The 21,529-nt window shown below is 36.4% G+C and carries 19 protein-coding genes, 1 other RNA gene and 1 pseudogene; 12 read left to right on the plus strand and 9 right to left on the minus strand.

Translation table 11 applies throughout. The features are described from left to right. Nucleotides 1-151: 151 nt before the first annotated feature. From xseB to fabA, 5 genes and pseudogenes are all read left to right on the plus strand, one after another. On the plus strand, nucleotides 152-403 hold the full coding sequence (gene xseB / locus HSM_RS07110) for an exodeoxyribonuclease VII small subunit (RefSeq protein ID WP_012340532.1): 252 nt from the start codon (nucleotides 152-154) through the stop codon (nucleotides 401-403). A 15-nt stretch (nucleotides 404-418) separates the two neighbouring features. Further along, nucleotides 419-1,309 (plus strand): (2E,6E)-farnesyl diphosphate synthase, encoded by an 891-nt coding sequence (ispA, locus tag HSM_RS07115; RefSeq protein WP_012340533.1) that lies wholly within the window; start codon nucleotides 419-421, stop codon nucleotides 1,307-1,309. Nucleotides 1,310-1,341: 32 nt separating this feature from the next. Further along, on the plus strand, nucleotides 1,342-3,195 hold the full coding sequence (dxs, locus tag HSM_RS07120) for a 1-deoxy-D-xylulose-5-phosphate synthase (protein WP_012340534.1): 1,854 nt from the start codon (nucleotides 1,342-1,344) through the stop codon (nucleotides 3,193-3,195). Between the two features lie 257 nt (nucleotides 3,196-3,452). Continuing rightward, nucleotides 3,453-4,361, plus strand: coding sequence for a lysine exporter LysO family protein (locus HSM_RS07125; RefSeq protein WP_011609059.1), 909 nt, complete (start codon nucleotides 3,453-3,455; stop codon nucleotides 4,359-4,361). A gap of 185 nt (nucleotides 4,362-4,546) precedes the next feature. Beyond that, nucleotides 4,547-5,066 (plus strand): annotated as a pseudogene (gene fabA, locus HSM_RS07130) (bifunctional 3-hydroxydecanoyl-ACP dehydratase/trans-2-decenoyl-ACP isomerase). Nucleotides 5,067-5,179: 113 nt separating this feature from the next. On the opposite strand, the gene sppA reads toward fabA, so the two are convergent. Then, nucleotides 5,180-7,036 carry a signal peptide peptidase SppA gene (gene sppA, locus HSM_RS07135; protein WP_178384297.1) on the minus strand — a complete coding sequence of 619 codons (1,857 nt, stop codon included), beginning with the start codon at nucleotides 7,034-7,036 and terminating at the stop codon, nucleotides 5,180-5,182. 136 nt (nucleotides 7,037-7,172) lie between these two features. Between sppA and HSM_RS07140 the strand changes: the two genes are divergently transcribed. After that, a complete protein-coding gene (locus HSM_RS07140) occupies nucleotides 7,173-7,727 on the plus strand; it encodes an NAD(P)H nitroreductase (protein WP_012340537.1) in 555 nt (184 codons plus the stop codon). Between the two features lie 65 nt (nucleotides 7,728-7,792). On the opposite strand, the gene folE is transcribed toward HSM_RS07140, so the two are convergent. Beyond that, nucleotides 7,793-8,449 carry a GTP cyclohydrolase I FolE gene (gene folE / locus HSM_RS07145; protein ID WP_011609063.1) on the minus strand — a complete coding sequence of 219 codons (657 nt, stop codon included), beginning with the start codon at nucleotides 8,447-8,449 and terminating at the stop codon, nucleotides 7,793-7,795. Nucleotides 8,450-8,595: 146 nt separating this feature from the next. On the opposite strand from folE, the gene moeA reads away from it, so the two are divergent. Both moeA and moeB read left to right on the plus strand, forming a co-directional pair. Next, nucleotides 8,596-9,810, plus strand: coding sequence for a molybdopterin molybdotransferase MoeA (gene moeA / locus HSM_RS07150; protein WP_012340538.1), 1,215 nt, complete (start codon nucleotides 8,596-8,598; stop codon nucleotides 9,808-9,810). A 7-nt stretch (nucleotides 9,811-9,817) separates the two neighbouring features. Beyond that, nucleotides 9,818-10,546, plus strand: a complete 729-nt coding sequence (moeB, locus tag HSM_RS07155; protein ID WP_011609065.1) for a molybdopterin-synthase adenylyltransferase MoeB — start codon at nucleotides 9,818-9,820, stop codon at nucleotides 10,544-10,546. Nucleotides 10,547-10,618: 72 nt separating this feature from the next. Here the strand turns inward: moeB and purN are convergent, their stop codons facing one another. From purN to rnpB, 6 genes are all read right to left on the minus strand, one after another. Beyond that, nucleotides 10,619-11,251 carry a phosphoribosylglycinamide formyltransferase gene (gene purN / locus HSM_RS07160; RefSeq protein ID WP_012340539.1) on the minus strand — a complete coding sequence of 211 codons (633 nt, stop codon included), beginning with the start codon at nucleotides 11,249-11,251 and terminating at the stop codon, nucleotides 10,619-10,621. 212 nt (nucleotides 11,252-11,463) lie between these two features. Next, nucleotides 11,464-14,070: a type I DNA topoisomerase gene (gene topA, locus HSM_RS07165; protein WP_012340540.1), complete on the minus strand. Its 2,607-nt coding sequence runs from the start codon at nucleotides 14,068-14,070 to the stop codon at nucleotides 11,464-11,466. A gap of 280 nt (nucleotides 14,071-14,350) precedes the next feature. Continuing rightward, a complete protein-coding gene (locus tag HSM_RS07170) occupies nucleotides 14,351-14,938 on the minus strand; it encodes a UbiX family flavin prenyltransferase (protein ID WP_041604193.1) in 588 nt (195 codons plus the stop codon). Further along, complete coding sequence (gene purF, locus HSM_RS07175; protein WP_012340542.1) at nucleotides 14,928-16,442, minus strand: amidophosphoribosyltransferase; 1,515 nt, start codon at nucleotides 16,440-16,442, stop codon at nucleotides 14,928-14,930. The genes HSM_RS07170 and purF overlap by 11 nt, the downstream gene beginning before the upstream one ends. Nucleotides 16,443-16,454: 12 nt before the next feature. Beyond that, nucleotides 16,455-16,955, minus strand: coding sequence for a CvpA family protein (locus tag HSM_RS07180; RefSeq protein WP_012340543.1), 501 nt, complete (start codon nucleotides 16,953-16,955; stop codon nucleotides 16,455-16,457). 216 nt (nucleotides 16,956-17,171) lie between these two features. Next, an RNA gene (rnpB, locus tag HSM_RS10490) (RNase P RNA component class A) lies at nucleotides 17,172-17,559 on the minus strand. Nucleotides 17,560-17,649: 90 nt separating this feature from the next. On the opposite strand from rnpB, the gene HSM_RS07185 reads away from it, so the two are divergent. The 4 genes from HSM_RS07185 (at nucleotide 17,650) to ftnA (HSM_RS07200) (ending at nucleotide 20,478) form a co-directional block, all read left to right on the plus strand. Beyond that, nucleotides 17,650-18,585 carry a KpsF/GutQ family sugar isomerase gene (locus tag HSM_RS07185; RefSeq protein WP_012340544.1) on the plus strand — a complete coding sequence of 312 codons (936 nt, stop codon included), beginning with the start codon at nucleotides 17,650-17,652 and terminating at the stop codon, nucleotides 18,583-18,585. A 4-nt stretch (nucleotides 18,586-18,589) separates the two neighbouring features. Then, the gene (locus HSM_RS07190; protein ID WP_012340545.1) at nucleotides 18,590-19,141 is read left to right on the plus strand and encodes a KdsC family phosphatase; all 552 of its coding nucleotides are present in this window, start codon (nucleotides 18,590-18,592) and stop codon (nucleotides 19,139-19,141) included. 337 nt (nucleotides 19,142-19,478) lie between these two features. Continuing rightward, nucleotides 19,479-19,964: a non-heme ferritin gene (gene ftnA / locus HSM_RS07195; RefSeq protein ID WP_011609074.1), complete on the plus strand. Its 486-nt coding sequence runs from the start codon at nucleotides 19,479-19,481 to the stop codon at nucleotides 19,962-19,964. Between the two features lie 16 nt (nucleotides 19,965-19,980). Continuing rightward, nucleotides 19,981-20,478 carry a non-heme ferritin gene (gene ftnA, locus HSM_RS07200; RefSeq protein ID WP_012340546.1) on the plus strand — a complete coding sequence of 166 codons (498 nt, stop codon included), beginning with the start codon at nucleotides 19,981-19,983 and terminating at the stop codon, nucleotides 20,476-20,478. A 221-nt stretch (nucleotides 20,479-20,699) separates the two neighbouring features. On the opposite strand, the gene HSM_RS07205 is transcribed toward ftnA (HSM_RS07200), so the two are convergent. Then, the gene (locus HSM_RS07205; RefSeq protein WP_012340548.1) at nucleotides 20,700-21,455 is read right to left on the minus strand and encodes a DeoR/GlpR family DNA-binding transcription regulator; all 756 of its coding nucleotides are present in this window, start codon (nucleotides 21,453-21,455) and stop codon (nucleotides 20,700-20,702) included. Between the last annotated feature and the right edge of the window lie 74 nt (nucleotides 21,456-21,529).

Below are 21,529 nucleotides of genomic sequence, written 5' to 3' on the forward strand. Positions count from 1 at the left end.
CACGTTTCGCATACTGAATTGCCTTAAGTTTCGTGACATATTAGCATTCATGCCAAATGATATAAATTAATTTTTCATTTGCTATATAATTTTATTCATAAAATACAGTACAATAGACACCCTGATTTAAGATGAAGCAAGGATGATTAATATGGCACAGACACTTGACAAAAATGCAACTGATGAACTCAACTTTGAAACAACCCTCGCTCAACTTGAGTCTGTTGTTCATGTACTGGAAAATGGCGATCTTGCTCTTGAAGACGCATTGAAAGAGTTTGAGCGGGGTATTCAGTTGGCTCAAGCCGGTCAACAGCGTTTACAACAAGCTGAACAACGCATTCAAATTTTATTGCAAAAAAGTGAAAATGCAGAATTAAGCGATTATCAACCAAGTGAATAAAATAGTTAGTTTCTAATGTATCAATTTGCTCAAGATCTCCAAGAATCCAAACAACGAATTAATTTTTTTTTAGAAAAACAATTCGAGTGCATTGATAGTTCTCCATCTCCTTTAGCTGAGGCGATGAAATATGGATTATTGTTAGGTGGAAAACGTATTCGCCCCTTTTTAGTTTATGCAACAGGAAAAATGCTCGGAGCGAATTTAATTCAATTAGATTATGCAGCAGCGGCTATTGAAGCTATTCATGCTTACTCACTCATTCATGATGATCTTCCGGCTATGGATAATGATTCACTCCGTCGTGGACACCCAACTTGCCATATTGCCTTTGATCATGCTACCGCTATTCTTGCCGGCGATGCTTTACAACCTTTTGCTTTTGAGCTGTTAACTCAAACACCCGATTTGTCTGCCGAACAAAAATTAGCTTTAGTTCAAACTTTAGCCAATGCTTCTGGTGTTAAAGGTATGTGTTTAGGGCAAAGTTTAGATTTAATCTCAGAGAATCAACAAATTAATTTATCCGCACTTGAAAAGATACATCGCAATAAAACAGGTGCCTTGTTGTCAGCTGCAGTGAAGATGGGGTTTATTTGTTCTCCGCACTTTGCAAATATAAAATTAGAAGAACAATTAATGCACTACTCCTCTGCTGTGGGTTTAGCTTTTCAAGTACAAGATGATATTTTAGATATTGAAGGTGAAAGTATTGTGATTGGAAAAACTGCCGGATCTGATCTCCTTGCCGATAAAAGTACTTATCCAAAACTTATAGGTTTAGATGGTGCAAAACAGAAGGCACAAGAACTTTATCATCAAGCACTACAAGAATTGGATGCTTTGCCCTTTGACACTTCAGCATTGCATGCACTCGCTGAGTTTGTCGTAAATCGGCAAAGCTAAGTGCGGTTAAAATAAAAATGGAATAACAAATAATGAATAAATATCCACTTCTCTCTCTAATTAATTCACCTGATGATCTGCGATTATTAAGTAAAGACAAATTACCGCAACTTTGTCAAGAGTTACGTAGTTATTTATTGGAAAGTGTAAGCCAAAGCAGTGGGCATTTAGCCTCAGGTCTTGGCACGGTTGAATTAACTGTAGCTTTACATTATGTATTCAAAACACCTTTCGATCAGTTACTTTGGGATGTAGGGCATCAAGCCTATCCACATAAAATCCTTACCGGCCGTCGAGATAAAATGTCAACTATTCGTCAAAAAGGCGGATTACATCCATTTCCTTGGCGTGAAGAAAGTGAATTTGATGTGTTAAGTGTTGGACATTCATCCACATCTATCAGTGCAGGTCTCGGCATTGCGATTGCCGCACAGAAAGAAAATCTCGGACGTAAAACAATTTGTGTAATCGGTGATGGTGCAATTACTGCAGGTATGGCATTTGAAGCATTAAATCATGCAGGCTCCGTACATACAGATATGTTAGTTATTTTAAATGATAATGAAATGTCAATTTCAGAAAATGTGGGGGCATTAAATAATCATCTGGCTCGCTTATTAAGCGGTTCAATTTATTCTACTTTGCGTGAAAGCGGTAAAAAAATTCTTTCAGGACTTCCGCCGATTAAAGAGTTTGTCAAAAAAACCGAAGAACATGTCAAAGGTTTCGTTTCCCCAGTGGGAACCCTGTTTGAACAACTCGGTTTTAATTATATTGGACCTATTGATGGGCATAATATCCATGAACTCATATCGACTTTAAAAAACATGCAATCATTGAGCGGTCCGCAATTCTTACATATCAAAACGAAAAAAGGGAAAGGCTATGCTCCGGCAGAAAAAGATCCTATTGGCTTTCATGGAGTACCTAAATTTGATCATAAATTAGGGGAATTACCTAAATCCTCAACGACGCCAACTTACTCACAGATTTTTGGCAGTTGGTTATGTGAAATTGCAGCACAAGATGAAAAACTGATCGGTATTACGCCAGCTATGCGTGAAGGCTCCGGCATGGTTGAGTTTTCGCAACAATTTCCACAGCAATATTTTGATGTGGCAATCGCAGAACAACATGCGGTAACTTTTGCCGCCGGTTTGGCAATTGCAGGCTACAAACCTGTTGTAGCCATTTATTCAACGTTCTTACAACGAGCCTATGATCAACTTATTCACGATGTTGCCATTCAAAACCTACCCGTGCTATTTGCTATTGATCGTGCCGGCATAGTAGGTGCAGATGGACAGACTCATCAAGGTGCATTCGATTTAAGTTTTATGCGTTGTATTCCTAACTTGGTGATTATGACACCAAGCAATGAAAATGAATGTCGTCAAATGCTCTATACCGGTTATAAATGTGGAAAACCTGCTGCTGTACGTTATCCACGAGGCAATGCAATCGGTGTTAAGTTAGAACCGCTTGCAGAACTACCATTGGGTAAATCAAAGCTGATTAGACAAGGTAAAAATATTGCTATTTTAAACTTTGGTACTTTATTGTCAGAAGCAACAAAAGTTGCTGAAGATCTTGATGCAACCGTTGTTGATATGCGTTTTGTTAAACCTTTGGATACTCAACGTATTCAAGAAATTGCACAAACTCATTCTTTAATTGTTACCTTAGAGGAGAATGCAATTCAGGGTGGAGCCGGAAGTGCGGTAGCTGAAACTTTATATCAGCAGCAACAAAAAGTTTCATTATTGCAATTGGGGCTACCGGATAACTTTATCCCTCAAGGTACACAAAAAGAAATGCTGGCTGAGTTAAAATTAAATGCTGAAGGGATTTTTGAACAAATAAAACAATTTTTGCAAAAAATTTAATATTTTTATGAACTATTTTTTATGTTGATAGTCTTATAGATCGCTAGTGCACTGCAATTGCAGTTGTCTTTTTAATGTTAAAGTTTCTTATATTAAGACCTCCCCGCTATTCAATCTTTGAATAGCGGTTTTTTCTTTTTTAACACTCAACAGCTATAAAAGAGCGGTGATTTTTACAAGTAATCTGTAATTGGACTTGACTGATAACCTTAATGTGGTAAAACAACGCTTTCAAGTATTTTGGAAGGAAGATGAATATGTATGAAGGACTGCTTATTGTATTGGTTCCAATGTTCATTGGATATTTAATCAAAACAAAAAATACCGCACTTTTAACACGCATAAATCATATTATGATGATATTGTTATATATGATCTTATTCGTGATGGGATTTTCTCTAGGTCAATTGGATGATTTAGCGAAACAACTACCGATAATTGGTATCTCCGCCTTTACTTTTGCGTTAACTATTCAAAGTTGCAATATTATGGGGCTGTTAATTTACGATAAATTAAATCCCAGTCCATTACCCCATCTCGCCAAAGAAATGCCTTCTCGTTGGAAATTACTTCTTGACAGTGCGAAACTTTGTGCAATGGTGTTATTAGGCTTTGTGATCGGTTTATCGGTAAAAAGTTGGTTTATGTTAAAATTTGGTGCAAGCACTTATATTCTAATAACTTTAATTTTTTTCGTCGGATTACAATTGCGTAATAATGGTATCTCCTTAAAAGAAGTCTTCTTTAATAAACGTGGACTTTATACAGGTATTATCTTCGTTTTTACTTCGTTGTTAGGCGGAATTCTTTCTGCTTATATTCTCGACTTGCCTATTACACAAGGACTTGCCATTTCTTCGGGATTTGGTTGGTATTCTTTATCCAGCGTAATCATTAATAATGCTTGGGGACCTGTTTTTAGTAGCATCGCTTTTTTAAATGATCTATCAAGAGAAATAACTAGCTTATTTATTATTCCTTTATTGATGCTAAACTACCGCTCTACCGCAGTAGGTATTTCTGGAGCAACATCGCTGGATTGTACTCTTCCTATTATCCAACGTTCCGGAGGAATTGAAGTTGTACCGTTAGCAATTAGTTTTGGTTTTATCACTAATATTCTTCCCCCTATTTTATTGGTCTTTTTTTCCTCCATCCCAATTTAGCTAAAACGAGAGTAAGACGATAAAAGTCTCACTCTCGTTTTATAAGATAAAATCATTTTTCATATAATTACTCGACTGCTCCGATAAGTTAGGAAAATAATTGTTGGCTATTTATATTTATATTCATCTTGATAGAATAAACGAGTTAACAGTAACTTTGATATCTTATGTGGGGATTAGTTAATATGATGAATAAAAAAAATAGTTATAGTTACGAAGATTTGTTAGCTTCTGGAAGAGGTGAATTATTTGGTGAAAAAGGACCTCAGCTACCAGCCCCCCAGTATGTTAATGATGGATCGTGTTGTAGAAATGAATGAGGAAGGAGGATTGTTCAATAAAGGCTATGTTGAAGCTGAATTGGATATTAACCCGAATTTGTCTTTCTTTGGTTGTCATTTTATCGGTGATCCGGTCATGCCTGGCTGCTTAGGTTTGGACGCTATGTGGCAATTAGTTGGATTTTATCTTGGTTGGATAGGCGGTCAAGGAAAGGGACGTGCCTTGGGTGTAGGAGAAGTAAAATTTACCGGTCAAATTTTACCTACGGCTAAAAAAGTTATTTATCGTATTAATATGAAACGTGTAATCAATCGTAAATTAGTCATGGGAATGGCGGACGGTGAAGTTGAAGTTGACGGTAAAGTCATTTACACGGCAACTGATTTAAAAGTAGGATTATTTCAAGACACCTCAACGTTTTGATTAAATAATTGCTATTGTGTTAAAAAATTGTAGTTTCTGCGAATTTTACATTTATAGAGTTATCTAGTTTAAAAAAGTGCGGTTATTTTTATTAAATAACCGCACTTTTTTTATTACTTCAATTCACCACAATTCAAACAATATAAGTATTGCCCTTTGGGATCATTAAATTTATTTAAAATACCTAATTGCTCAGTCATTTTCTGCATTGATGTAGAAAAGCCGAATAAATGGGCAATATACTGACGAAGATTATGTTCTGAATGTTGTTTAGCATTTTTCATCAACTCCCCCAATAATGACGGTTCTTTTTCCGTTAGCCAAACAACAGAAAAATCTTTTATTTCTTCTGAAGATTTTTGTATCACTAATTCTCTAGCTTTTTCGACTGCATCATCAAAACTGCCCAGTTGATCTACCAGTTTATACGTATAAGCATCAAAACCTGACCAAACTTGACCTTGAGCAATTTTATCAACTTGTGTTTTTGATAAATTACGCCCACGGCTAACAACATCCAAAAATTGATCATAACCATGCTCTATTTCTAATTGAATAATCTCACTGCTGATTTTAGATAACGGGCTGAAATGTGATTTCATCACCACATCAGTTGTCGCAACACCATCGGCATTCACACCAATTTTTTGCATAGATTTTTCAAACGTTGGAAACATGGCAAAAATACCGATAGACCCTGTAATTGTATTAGGGTCAGCAACAATATAATCTGCCGTTGAGGAAATCCAATAACCGCCGGAAGCCGCCATTGCCCCCATCGAAACAACGACTGGCTTTCCTGATTTTTGTAAATTATCTACTTCTTGGCGAATAATTTCTGAAGCGAACGCACTTCCACCCGGACTATTTACTCGCAATACAACCGCTTTTATATTTGGATCATCATTCGCCTCACGTAATAATTGTGCTATGCTATCTCCGCCCACATTTTGTTCATCACTTTCGCCATCGACAATAGCCCCTTCAACATTTACCACGGCAATAGCAGGTTGTGTAGGTTGTGCAAATCGATTTTTCAATATTGCCAAATAATCCTCAAATTCAACAAAATCCAACTTATCATCAGAATTAACTATCCAACGTTTAATGATTTTTTCTCGTTCTTGCGTTACCGCTAATTCTGTTATTAAACCACGCTTTTTCGCATATTCAGTTTGATTTCCGTTCAGTGCTTTTAATTCACTAAGGTATGTTTTACTATCCGGTAACACCTGTGCTAATGGAATATCACGATTTTCAGCCACAATTTGCTGATAACTTTTCCATAATTGGTTAAGCCAACGGCTTGTATTTTCACGACTTTTTTCTGACATTTTATCGAGCATAAACGGTTCTACCGCAGATTTATAAGTACCTACACGAAAAATATGCGGTGTAATTTCCAATTTATTAAATAGCGATTTAAAATACAAATTCTCTGCAACCATACCTTCTATCGCCACTTCACCTTGTGGATTTAACAAAATAACATCCGCATAACTTGCCAATAAATATTGACTTTGCGTATAGTTATCCGCATAAGCAATCACTGGTTTCTTGCTGGCTTTAAAGGCTTGAATAGCTTTCCCAATGTAAGTTAACGCAGGAATATCTTTCCCATCAAAATAATTGAGATCAAGAACAAGTGCGGTAATTTTTGGATCTTTTTTAGCCGCTTGAATGGCATTAACAACATCAAACGTTGAGATTTTTCTCGGTACATGTTGATTACCTAATTCCAAAAGAAGCTCTTGCCATGCCGTATCATCGCTACGATTATCTGCCAAATAGCCGTCCAAATTTAATAGCAACGCCCCTTTAAAATGAGTTAAATCTACTTTATTCGACATACTCGAATTAACCGAAAACACTGCTACAATCAATAAAACGAAAAAAAGAAATACTATATTCATTACAACACGACGAGCAAAATTGAGCATTTGCCAGCACAATTTGAGAAAGGTCAACATCACTTTCATATTATCCTTTACTAAGTTAAAACAAATGTCGTACCTTACCACAATTTCCTTTTACTTCATATCGATCAAGGTAAAAATGTGCTAGAATCCACCGCACTTTTAAGATGAAAAACAAGATGGAACTAAAATGGATGCTCTACAACTTCTTACCACTCGTCATTCAGAAAAAAAATTAATTTCACCTGCTCCAACTCGGCAACAACTTGAACAAATTTTTCAAGCTGCACTGCATACACCGGATCATGGAAAATTACACCCCTATCGTTTTGTTGTTATAGAAAAGGAAGGGTTGAATAAATTTACAGAGTTACTAAAAGAAGCTGTTTTGGAATTAGATCTTGGACAAGAGCGGTTAAAAAAAGCCAAGAATTTATCCCAAAGAGCACCGATGATCATCGGTGTAATTGCCAAAATAAATCCTGATATTGAAAAAATACCGGCATGGGAACAAATGATTACCGCTGGTTGTGCTGCTTACGCTATGCAATTAGCCGCAAATGCACAAGGGTTTGATAATGTTTGGATCAGCGGTCCTTGGGTTAAAGGCTCTGCTTTGCGTCAAGCCTTTGATTGTGAAAAAAATGATAAAATCATTGCATTATTGATGCTTGGTACAGCAGAACAAAAAAGTGATCGAGGAAATCGAGAATTGAATTTAGATAAGTTTGTGCGTTATTTATAGATTTTATGTAGCCCAAATTTTCACTGGGCTAAAATCTCCCCTTATAATTAAAAAATAAATATAACTCATTTTTTTAACAAGGTTAAAAACTCTTTTCTGGTTTCTCTGTCGTCCAAAAATACTCCGCCAAAAGCCGATGTCACAGTGTAACTATTGGTATCTTTAATTCCACGGCATTTTACGCAAAAATGCGTAGCTTTAACATAAACGGCTACATCTTCCGTTTCTAAAATGGTTTGGAATGCCAACAAAATTTGTTGCGTTAGACGTTCCTGAACTTGAGGACGTTGTGCAAAAAAAGCAACAACACGATTAATTTTAGATAAACCGATCACCCATTTTTGCGGGTAATAAGCTACTGACACTTTACCATCAATAGTTACAAAATGATGTTCACAAGTACTGGTTAAAGTCACATCATCAACTAGCACCATTTCACTTACTTTCATGCGGTTTTCAATATTAGTAATTTTAGGGAAATTAGCGTAATCTAAACCACTAAAAATCTCATCAATAAACATTTTTGATAAACGTGCCGGTGTTTCTTCCAAACTGTCATCAGATAAATCTAAACCAATCAGTTTTATAACCTCACGCATATGTTGTTCAATACCTTGACGACGTTGATCTTTATCTTGCACAAGATCAATCATTGGTGTTTCAATTCCTTTTTCAACCAAAGCATTACGAACCTTAATCGCTTCCGGAGATAAATTGCTCATGACTACTTCCCGTAAAATCGTTATATCCTTTAAAAATGCCTGACATTCTAGCAAATAAAAGCTGAAATCTCTATTTATTAGGTATAACAATTACTGAATTTAAAGTAAAATGTGAGCTGTTTTTTCACATTATTACAAGGATTTCTATGCTATCTCTTGAACAAGCTTTACAGCAAATGCTTTCGCAATTAGCAACTATAAATAAAACTGAAACGCTAACATTGGAACAAGCAGTGGCTCGCATTTGTGCAGAGGATATTATTTCACCGATTAATGTACCGTCTTTTGATAATTCTGCAATGGACGGTTATGCAGTACGTTTGGCAGATTTGAAACATTCAACAACGCTATCTATATGCGGGAAATCTTTCGCTGGTAATCCATTCAACGAGCAATGGCAAGAAAAAAGTGTTATTCGAATTATGACCGGAGCAATGCTTCCTGAAGGTACTGATGCCGTTGTAATGCAAGAAAATGTTACAATAAACGAAGACGGCACAGTTACCATCAATGAAATACCTAAATTGCACCAAAACATTCGTCGTTTAGGAGAAGATATAAAAGTGGGTGATATTGCATTAAAAATGGGCTCAAAATTGACCGCACGTTCACTCCCGCTTTTAGCTTCTTTAGGCATCTCTCACGTAAAAGTTTATAAGAAACCCAAAGTTGCTCTATTTTCAACGGGCGATGAGCTTGTATCCGTTGGACAGCCTTTAGTACAAGGAAAAATTTACGATAGCAATCGCTTTACAATTCGATTAATGCTGGAAAAATTTCCTTGTGACATCTTAGATTTTGGTATTCTTCCCGATGATGAACAACTTTTCGAGCAAACTTTCTTTAAGGCTCAAAAACAGGCTGATTTAGTGATAAGTAGCGGTGGAGTTTCTGTTGGAGAGGCTGATTTTACCAAAGCTGTCTTAGAAAAGTGCGGTGAAATTAATTTCTGGAAAATTGCAATGAAACCGGGCAAGCCTTTTGCTTTCGGTAAATTAAATAACGCTTGGTTTTGCGGACTGCCCGGCAATCCGGTTTCAGCTTTAGTGACGTTCTATCAACTTGTGCAGCCCGTAATAGCAAAATTAAGTGGCTATACACAATGGAAAATGCCACAACAATTAAAAGCAATCAGTGCTACAAAATTGAAAAAATCTATTGGTCGGATTGATTTTCAGCGTGGTTTTTACCAACTCAATACACAAGGGCAAATTGAAGTTTATCCTGTCGGACAACAAGGTTCTCATCTTTTTAGTGCCTTTGTGAACAGTAACTGTTTTATTCGTTTGGAACAAGAACGTGGAAATGTCGAAGCCGGTAGCATCGTTACTATAGAACCTTTTAGTGATATTTTAAACTAGGATCTTTATGCAAATCGAACTCTCAACAATAGAAGAATTACGCTATAACCGTCAAATTATCATGAAACAAATTGATTTTGATGGTCAAGAAAAGTTAAAAGGCACAAAAATGCTTATTGTCGGCTTGGGAGGATTGGGTTGTGCTGCTGCTCAGTATCTTGCTTGCACAGGTGTAGGGCATTTAACTCTCCTTGATTTTGATACTGTTTCTCTCTCTAATTTACAACGCCAAGTACTGCATAATGATGAGCGTTTAAATATGCTCAAAGTACAATCTGCTAAAATCGCCCTGCAACAACTGAATCCTCATATTGAAATTCAATGTATTGCAGAAAAATTGAACGAAGAAAAACTTGCTGAAATTGTACCGCACTTTGATGCAGTCTTAGACTGTACTGATAATGTAGAAATCCGTAATCAGCTAGATCGCTGTTGTTTGGCTACAAAAACGCCTTTAGTATCAGGTGCGGCAATTCGTATGGAAGGGCAAGTTTCGGTGTTTACTTATGAAGAAAATACACCAACTTACCAACATTTAAGCCGTCTATTCGGTGAAAATACGCTAAGTTGTGTGGAAGCTGGTGTTTTATCTCCAATAGTCGGCATTGTAGGGGCAATTCAAGCCTTGGAAGCAATAAAAGTGCGGTTAAATATAGGCAAAATATTATCAGGACGTTTATTGATGATTGATGGTTTAAATATGAAGATACGTGAAATTAACATTCCGTCTGAATAAAAACTCAATATCCTTACAATCTCTAAGATAATGCTGGATTGCCTAAAACACAGGTTTATCAATCAACTGTTTTCAAAGTAGCAAAGATTCAGGTAGTACGCCATCATCTCCACGATGTACCCGCATACCTTCAACCCGCACACGTCCCGTCACACAATCAGCGATGGCTCTTGGTAACAAACGGTGTTCTGCAGCTAAAACTCGTGCCGCCAATGTTTCCGGTGAATCATCATCGGCCACAGGCACAGCCGCCTGTGCGATAATCGGTCCGCAATCCATCTCTGCCGTTACAAAATGCACCGTACACCCAACTACACGACATCCTGCTTCCAATGCCCGACGATGCGTATCCAACCCAGTAAATGCGGGCAATAACGATGGGTGAATATTAATCAACCTCCCAGCATAATGCGTGCAAAATTCTGGCGTAAGTATCCTCATAAAGCCTGCTAAAACAACCCAATCAGGCTGGTATTCATCGATTTTTCTCATCAAAGCCGCATCAAAATCGCTACGTTCAGGATAATCTTTGTGACTGACCACACCGGTAGCAATACCTTGTTCTTCCGCCCATGCCAAACCAGCAGCATCAGCTTTATTAGCCAATACCGCCACCACATTTGCACCCTCAATTCGAGCTTCAACTACAGCCTGCATATTACTGCCACGCCCTGAAATTAGAATTACAATGTTTTGAGTGTTCATTTTTTTCCTTCAATTTTTCCTTCAATCAACCCAGCCGGGATTAATTGCTTTGTTGAGATGGCACAAACATCGTTTTAATCACCGCAACTTCAGATTCCCCCTAAATTTTATCAACCCGTCCGATTCGAAAAAGATTCTAAGTACGAACAACAAAGATGGTGAAGAATATGGATTGGGGTAGCCCTTAAAAGGCTATGGCTCTATGGCTATGGCTATTTGCTATTCTCCACCCATTTACCATCAACAAAATAGGCACTCCATTTTGTTGTTTTACCATTTTTCTCTGAGGTAACATATTGACGTTTTTCTTTACGACTAAAGCGAATAATTGCCTCATTACCTTCAGGATCTTTAACTGGCGCATCAGCTAAATAGCGTAATTTTTCCGGCAGGCGATCTTGATATTGAGCCAATTCAGCCACTTTTGCAGGACGACTTTCTCGTGATTTTGGAAAATTATGTGCTGACATAAACACACCACTCGCCCCATCACGCAATACAAAATAAGCATCCGATTTTTCACATTTTAATTCAGGAAAATGTACAGGATCCTCTTTTGGCGGTGCCACTTCCCCACTTTTTAAAATCTTCCGAGTATTATCACAATTCGTGCAGCCCATATATTTACCGAAACGTCCTAATTTTAAGTGCATTTCACCACCGCACTTATCGCATTCAACTATAGGACCTTCATAGCCTTTAATTTTATATTCACCTTGTTCGACCAAATAGCCATCGCAATTTGGATTATTTCCACAAATATGCAATTTTCTTGTCGTATCAATCAAATAACTGTCCATTGCAGTATCACATTTCGAACAACGCTTACGTTCCATTAAGGCTTTTGTTTCAGAGCTTTCATCTAAAACATTTAATAATTCCGCTTCCGGAATTAAATTTATTGTGGTTTTGCACCGCTCTTTGGGAGGTAAGGCATAACCGGAACAGCCCAAAAAAACACCGGTACTGGCAGTACGAATAGCCATTTGGCGGTTACAAGTTGGGCAACCTATATCTGTTGCAACCAAACTATTTGGTTTCATTCCTCCGTCCAATTCATCCAATTCAGCTTGTGTTAATTGTTGGCTAAAATCTTTAAAAAATTGATTTAATTCTTCTTTCCAATTTTTCTTACCGTCTGCAATTTGGTCAAGTATATTTTCCATATTAGCAGTAAAATCATAACTCATTAAATCAGCAAACGATTGGTTCAATCGATCTGTGACAATTTCCCCCATTTTTTCTGCATAAAAACGGCGATTTTCAACTCGAACATAGCCCCTTTCTTGAATTGTGGAAATAATTGCCGCATAAGTAGAAGGACGACCAATCCCTCGTTTTTCCAATTCTTTAACTAAGGCAGCTTCACTAAAACGTGCTGGTGGTTTGGTGAAATATTGTTGAGGTTCAACCTTAGTTAAACTTAATTTCTCTCCAACTTTCACTATCGGCAACTCTTGATCTTCAGGGTTTCTATTCGATTGAGGTAATACTTTTGTCCAACCATCAAAGCGTAAAACACGTCCTTTGGCTTTTAACTCATAATCTCCTGATTGGACGGTTACGGTTGTACTGTCATATTTAGCGGCTGGCATTTGGCAAGCAACGAATTGTCGCCAAATCAAATCGTATAAACGCACTGCATCTCTTTCCATTCCCTCTAAACTATCTGCCAATTGTTTCACATCAGAAGGACGAATTGCTTCATGTGCCTCTTGTGCATTTTCGTTACTGGAATAGAAATTCGGTTTATCCAGCAAATAGGCTTGTCCAAATTCTTGCACAATATAATTACGCACCATTTCTAAGGCATCTTTACTTAAATTTGTGCTATCTGTACGCATATAAGTAATGTAACCCGCTTCATATAAACGTTGTGCTAACATCATCGTTTTCTTTACGCCAAAACCTAATTTTGTGCTGGCACTTTGCTGTAAAGTTGAAGTAATAAAAGGTGCTTTTGGTTTTGACGTCGTTGGTTTTATTTCAAGATCTTTGACGAAATAATCGGAAATTTGTAAAAAATCTACCGCACTTCTCGCCTGTTCGATATTTTTAGGTTCAAATTTTTTCCCTTGAAATTGTACTACATCTAAACGAATAGGTCGTTTTTGACTGTTTTTACTATCAACAGAAATTTCCCAATATTCTTGAGGTTGAAAAGCCTTAATTTCACGCTCACGCTCAACGACTAATTTTACTGCCACAGATTGAACTCGACCGGCAGATAGACCTCGTGCCACTTTTTTCCAAAGTAACGGTGATACCATAAAACCCACTACACGATCTAAAAAGCGACGAGTCTGTTGTGCATTAACACGATCTAAATTTAACTGTTCAGGTTTCTCAAAAGCTTGTTTAATCGCATTTTTAGTAATCTCATTAAATACTACTCGACTAAAACGACTGTCTTCACCGCCAATAACTTCGCGTAAATGCCAAGCTATCGCCTCCCCTTCTCTATCCAAATCGGTAGCGAGATAAATATGATCAACTTTTTTTGCTAAAGATTTGAGTTCAGAAACCACTTTCTCTTTACCGGGTAAAATTTGATACTTAGCTTCCCAATTATGATAAGGATCAATTCCCATTCTTTTTACCAACGCATTTTGCTCTTTTTCCGTTTTTATGCGTTGTTTTTCTTCCGCACTTAATCCCTTCGTTGAAATAGGTTTCGCTTTTTCACCGCTACTTTCACCTACCGTAGGCAGGTCACGAATATGCCCTACACTGGACTTAACTACATATTGATTACCCAAATACTTATTAATAGTTTTCGCTTTTGCCGGCGACTCAACAATTACTAAGGATTTACTCATATTTTTATTTACCTAATTCGCTGTATTTTTGTAAAATTGCCCGCTATATTGCTTACTATCTTTTGCAAGGTCAACAGTTTTTTATAAAAATGGGTATAAATGAATAAACTAAATGCAGTTTCAATCATCTGTAAAGTTATTAAAATATACAGAACTTTTAAAGCTACAACGTAACAAAGCATTTACCCCATCATGTTTACGCTAAACTAAAAGCATTGATTCATTTTGTTATCAACTTATATTTGTACTAAACGACACGCTAAAAATAAGGTAAGTTACCTTATTTTCCCTCACTTCCCCAGCGAAGAAATAAATCTTGTTCTAATTCAATACCAAATTGATCACATACACGATTGACGCTTTGGTTAATAATATCATCTAAGTTACTGGGTTTATGGTAAAAAGCGGGCATTAGAGGGGTAATCTGTGCACCTATTTCTGCCGCCTGAGTCATCAAACGTAAATGTCCTAAGTGTAAAGGTGTTTCACGTACACATAATACCAACGGTTTACGTTCTTTTAAGCATACATCAGCAGCTCTTGTCATTAAATCATCGGTATAGCTATGTGCAATACCTGACAGGGTTTTTATTGAACAAGGCAAAATTACCATGCCTAAAGTGCGGTAAGATCCGGAAGAAATTGCCGCACTAATGTCACGAATATCATAAACTTTATCGGACAATTCTCGGACTTGTTGTACCGTAAATTGTGTTTCAAGTGCAATAGTCTGTTTCGCCGCTTGGCTAATAATAAGGTGCGTTTCAATTTCCGGAAGGGATTTTAAAATTTGCAACAACCGAATAGCATAAATGGCACCAGATGCACCGGTGATGCCAATAATTAAACAGTCTTTTTTAAGCTTCATTGTGCATTTCGAGATTCGTGGCATCTTTTTCACGCTTTTTCTTTGCTTTGTCATTACGTAAATCGGCAACTTGATCCAAATACGCTGAGGTAATATCTCCAGTAACATAAACACCGGTAAAGACAGAACAATCAAAATCTTTAATTGCCGGATTTTCTTGCTGAACAGCTCTGGTTAAAGCATCAAGATCTTGGAATATAAGCTTATCCACACCAATGAGTGTAGCAATTTCATGAACATCTCGTCCATAAGCAATTAATTCATTTTTAGTAGGCATATCAATACCATACACATTTGGATAACGAATTTCCGGTGCCGCTGAGGCAAAATAGATCTTATTTGCTCCTGCTGCTCTTGCCATATCGACAATCTGTTTCGAAGTCGTCCCTCGCACAATAGAGTCGTCAACCAACAACACATTCTTACCTTTAAATTCAGAAGAGATAGTATTGAGTTTACGACGTACCGCACTTACACGCTGAGTTTGCCCCGGCATAATAAAGGTTCTTCCCACATAGCGATTTTTCACAAAACCTTGTCGATAAGGTTTATTTAAAATATGTGCAATTTGTAACGCAATATCATTAGAGGTTTCAGGAATGGGAATAACAACATCAATATCTAAATCTTTCCATTCTTTTGCAATTTTTTGTCCTAAATTCTCTCCCATATGAACACGAGCTGCATAAACAGAAACGCCATCAATATAAGAATCCGGACGAGCAAAATAAACATATTCAAAAATACAAGGCGTTAACTTAGGATTTTCTGCACATTGTTGTGCATATAACTGACCATCAAAAGTAACATAAACGGCTTCTCCCGGTGCTACATCACGAACAAATTCAAAGTCAGCAATATCTAACGCGATACTTTCAGAAGCAAACATATACTCTGTTTTACCGCTTACCTCATCTTCACGTTTTCCTAATACTAACGGACGAATACCATTTGGATCACGAAATGCAACTATGCCATAACCAATCATCATTGCAACACAAGCATAAGCACCACGAATATCTTTGTGAGTAGCTCTAACTGCCTCAAAAATATCCTGCGTAGATAAAGGGTGTGTTGTTTGATCCAAATGATGAGCCAAAATATTTAACAAAATTTCCGAATCCGAATTGGTATTGACATGACGGCGAGCAAAGGTAAAGAGTTTTTGTTTTAACTCTTCTGAATTTGTTAAATTTCCGTTATGCACCAAAGTTAAACCGTAAGGTGAATTTACATAAAATGGTTGAGCTTCAGAGACACTGGAACTTCCGGCAGTAGGATAACGCACATGACCAACTCCCGCATTCCCTTGTAAACGTAGCATGTGAACTTGCTGAAAGACATCACTTACCAATCCATTTGCTTTTCGTAAGCGAAAACGATTTTCTTCATCTACTGTGATAATCCCAGCCGCATCTTGCCCCCGATGTTGCAATACCGTCAAGGCATTATAAATAGACTGATTTACAGGGCTATGGCTAACAATACCCACAATTCCGCACATATTTCACGTTCCTTATTTATTCAATGTTGAATTTATTAAATTTGAATTTGCTTGTATTTGTTCAAAAAACCATTCCACAATAAAGCCAAAGTGCGGTATTAATTTTGATGTTTTCCACCAATCACTCTGTGCAAAGTTTGTGAAAGAATCAATAAAAAATAGCAATGCCGCCACGATTAATATACCTCGTAGCAACCCAAAGCAAGCACCTAATACCCTATCTGTTCCGGTTAAACCTGTTTTATCAACTAACTGACTGATAATGTAGTTAAGCATTGCACCAACAATCAAAGTTGCTACAAATAAGATTGCAATAGCAACCGCATTACGAACATAAGGTGCTTCTATTTGAGTTAAATAAGTTGCTAAATAGGGATAAAAATTATTTGCCACCAAAAAAGCAACAATCCAGCTGGCAAGCGACATAACTTCACGCACAAACCCTCGCAATAAACTGACAATTATAGAGAATAAAATTATTCCGATAATCATTAAATCAAGATAATTGTTCATTAGGTAACCTCTAAAATCCCATCAATTTAAGACCGCACTTATTCTAGCAAAAAAGGAAAACGTTTGCGTAGTCTAAATTCACGCTTTATGCAAATTTAATCGAAATAAAAAAGAAGAAATCAGAATTGTCGTCTAAAAATATAGATGGAAATATCAGGAAATGTATCCTTTCAGTTTAAAATCCATCTGTCTATTCACTAAAACACTAGATGAGAGATGTTGAGTTAGTCGATAAGCCGGGTTCTGTCTTGGACAATCATTCATCTAGGCGTATATTTACACATACGCTCAAGCAACCTACCCGAACTCTGAGCGGGCAACTCATTGAGTTCCTATTTGGTCTTGCTACGAGTGGAGTTTACCATGCCATAAAATGTTACCATTCATGCGGTGTGCTCTTACCACACCCTTTCACCCTTACCTGATCTCTTACGAGCCATTGGCGGTCTGCTCTCTGTTGCACTGGTCGTAGGCTCACGCCTCCCGGACGTTATCCGGCACTCTGCCCTATGTAGCCCGGACTTTCCTCTCGTTTACTTATGCCTCTAAGTCGTTTAAAAACGGTTAAAGATTTCAACAAACCAGCGATTGCCTGACTAACTCAATGCGGAGTATAGCGTAAAATTCAGATAAAATATAGAGTTCACCCAAAACTTGCGGTAAAATAACCGCACTTTTCAATGAGGAAATGACGATGAATTACTTACAAATCGCTCGAAATTCGTTAGCTGCCGAGCAAAATGCTTTAGCTAAACTTAGTCAAAATTTAAATCAACAGTTTAATCAGGTTGTTGAGCTTATTTTAAATTGTGAAGGACGATTAGTTGTTGGCGGAATCGGGAAATCCGGACTTATTGGTAAAAAAATGGTTGCTACATTTGCCTCAACAGGAACACCAAGTTTTTTTCTACATCCAACAGAGGCTTTTCATGGTGATTTAGGTATGTTAAAGCCTATTGACATTGTGATGTTAATCTCTTATAGCGGTGAAAGTGACGATGTTAATAAATTGATTCCCAGCTTAAAAAATTTTGGCAATAAAATCATTGCATTAACAGGTAACCTGAATTCTACTTTAGCAAAACATGCCGACTATATCCTTGATATCAGTGTTGAGCGTGAAGCTTGTCCCAATAATCTGGCTCCAACAACTTCGGCTTTAGTAACGTTAGCTTTAGGCGACGCTCTTGCGGTTTCTTTAATTACAGCCAGAAACTTTCAACCGGCTGATTTTGCCAAATTTCATCCAGGCGGTAGTCTTGGTCGTCGTTTGTTATGTAGAGTGAAAGATCAAATGCAAGTTCGTTTACCAAAAGTAACAGAAAACACAAACTTTACTGGTTGTTTAACCGTTATGAATGAAGGTCGTATGGGGGTTGCTCTTGTCATGGAAAATGAAAATTTAAAAGGTATTATTACCGATGGCGATATTCGCCGTGCATTAAGTGCAAACGGAACTAATACACTTAACAAAATCGCCAAAGATCTTATGACTTCCAATCCTAAAACTATTAACTATAATACTTATCTGTCTGAAGCGGAAAACTTTATGAAAGAGAAAAAAATTCATTCATTAGTCGTTGTAGATGATCAGAATAAAGTGATAGGTTTAGTTGAATTTTCGAGTTAATCCCATGATGTTATTAAATGAAAAATTACAAAAAATTAAGCTGGTTATTACCGATATTGATGGTGTACTAACAGACGGCTTATTGCATTATGATGCCAACGGGGAAGTAATGAAAAGTTTCCATGTGCGTGATGGACTGGGTATCTGTATGTTAATCAAAAATGGCATTCAAGTTGCAGTCTTATCTGGTCGAGACTCCCCTATCTTACGTAAACGCATTGCAGACTTAGGCATCAATTTATTTTTCTTAGGTAAATTAGAAAAAGAGAGTGCTTGTTTTGAATTAATCAAAAAAGCAGGTGTAACACCCGAAGAAACTGCATACATTGGTGATGATAGCGTTGATTTACCCGCATTTTCCGTTTGCGGATTGTCTTTTGCCGTAAATGATGCGATGGACTATGTGAAAGATTGTGCTGATCATATTTTGAGTTTACCAGGGGGGAAAGGTGCCTTTCGAGAAATGTCTGATATGATTTTAAAAGCTCAAGGAAAAGCAAGTGTCTATTCCACAGCACAAGGTATTCTCAAAGCAGTTAACAAGATGGTGCAATAAAATAGATAATGAAAATAACAGTCCACATACAAAATAAGCGGACTGTTACTTGTCTGTAAAATATCTCTAAACACAACTAAAATCCCCGCAAGCAACGTAAAAAATACTTTTCACATTCTACCCATTCATTCATTAATTTAATAACCACATTATCGATCACCGCACTTACATAAGCTAAACCTTACATCATAATTACCTATTCGTATTCTAAATAACAATAGTTATTATTAAAAATACCCTTTTAAATTAATAACTTATAAAAAAATAAAAGTTGCATTCCATGAAAAACTGATTAAAATAAAACCTGTTTTATTCATCAATAAAAAAGGAACTCGCTATGCTAAATCAAGCTATTATTACTAAGTTAAATGAACAAATTAACTTAGAGTTTTATTCATCTAATGTATATTTACAGATGAGTTCATGGTGTGCTCATAACGGCTATGAAGGTGCAGCTGCATTTTTACTTCGACATGCAGATGAAGAAATGCAACATATGCATAAATTATTTACTTATGTAAGTGAAACAAGTGGTATGCCTCTGTTAGGTAAAATTGAAGCACCCAAAAATGATTACAAATCTTTAAAAGAAATTTTTGAAATAATCTTAGAACACGAAAAATTTGTAACTAGTAAAATCAATGAATTAGTTGAAATTACTTTTGCAACCAAAGACTATTCAACATTTAACTTCTTACAATGGTATGTTGCGGAACAACATGAAGAAGAAAAATTATTTACCGGCATTATTGATAAATTCAATTTGATGGGCGAAGACGGTCGTTCTCTTTACTTTATCGATCGTGATTTACTTACTTTATAATAGATAGGACAAAAATATGTTATCAGCAAATGTTATCAAATTATTAAATGATCAAATGAATTTAGAATTTTATTCTTCTAACCTGTATTTACAAATGAGTGCTTGGTGTGAGCAAAACGGTTTTGACGGAACAGCTAAATTTTTAGCCGCACATGCAGTAGAAGAAATGCAACATATGCGTAAGTTATTCACTTATTTGAATGAAACAGGTGCTTCGGCAATCATTACGGCTATTGATGAACCGCCACATGAATTTGATTCATTAAAACAAGTAATTGAACTAACATACGAACATGAAAAACTCATTACCTGCAAAATCAATGAATTAGTCGGAAAAACCTTTGAAGAGAAAGATTATTCAGCTTTCAATTTCTTACAATGGTATGTAGCAGAGCAACATGAAGAAGAGAAGTTATTTAGTGGTATTTTAGATAAAATTAATCTTCTTGGTGAAGATGGTAAATGTTTATATCTAATAGATAAAGACCTTGGTGATTTGACAAGTAAAGTATAATCTATAGAAGATCAAATCTAATCTGACAGTCCCTGTTTAAAATTATCATATCTGTCAGATTAGTTTGAGCTTAAGTTTTTTCTATCTAAGTACATTTTCCATCAAGTGATGTTGCTATTAATCTCTCACTTAAGCACGTTTTTGTGGGATTATAATAAAGGTCTCTTTTTGAGTTGCTATACCTTTTACCAAAATGAGTAAAAAAATAATCATTTGTAGAATCATACTAATGACAGTTTAAAGATATCACTTGATAGTAATTGACAATATTCAGTAGACAGTCCTTTATCTGTGATAATTTGTGTAAAGTTATTAAGTTGAGTCGCACAAAATAAGGAATATTTTCCATATTTACTGCTATCGGCAACTAATACTTTTTGTTTGGCATTTTGTTGGAGCATTCTTTTTAAATGGGCTTTCTCTTCTGTAGGTGCGGTAACACCTTTTTCCAAACTCCAAGAATTACAACTTACAAAAGCAATATCAGGATTAATGTTATTCAATAAAATCAGGCTATGGTTACCGATACAGGATTGGCTACTATTATCCACTCTTCCCCCGGTTATGGTCAATTCTATTTGTTTATATTCGGAAAGTAATAAAGCGATATGCAGATCAGTCGTAATCACTCGAAGTGGCATATGAGCGATTTTTTTTGCAATGCACAAAGTTGTAGTACCTGCATCTAATACAATAGAGTCTCCCGGAGAAATGAGAGAAACGGCATATTCGGCTATCCGCTCTTTTTCAGTAATTTGCTTAAGTTGCTTTTCATTTGTAGTTGGTTGGAATGGAATAAAATGGTTTAAACTTACTCCTCCGTGTGTACGAATTACAACACCTTCTTCATCTAATTTTATTAAATCACGGCGGATAGTTGCAGGAGAAGCATCAGTAACCTTTACCAGCTGTTCTACGGTAGCAATATTATGACTTTTTAGAAATAGTAAAATCTGTTCTAGACGATTTTTAGACATATAAACTCTCTTATTTGTAATTATTTTACTATAAATAATTTTTTGAAAATAAGATAGTGAAAATTAAAGAACCT

It is taken from the genome of Histophilus somni 2336, from assembly GCF_000019405.1.
Lineage (GTDB): Bacteria > Pseudomonadota > Gammaproteobacteria > Enterobacterales > Pasteurellaceae > Histophilus > Histophilus somni.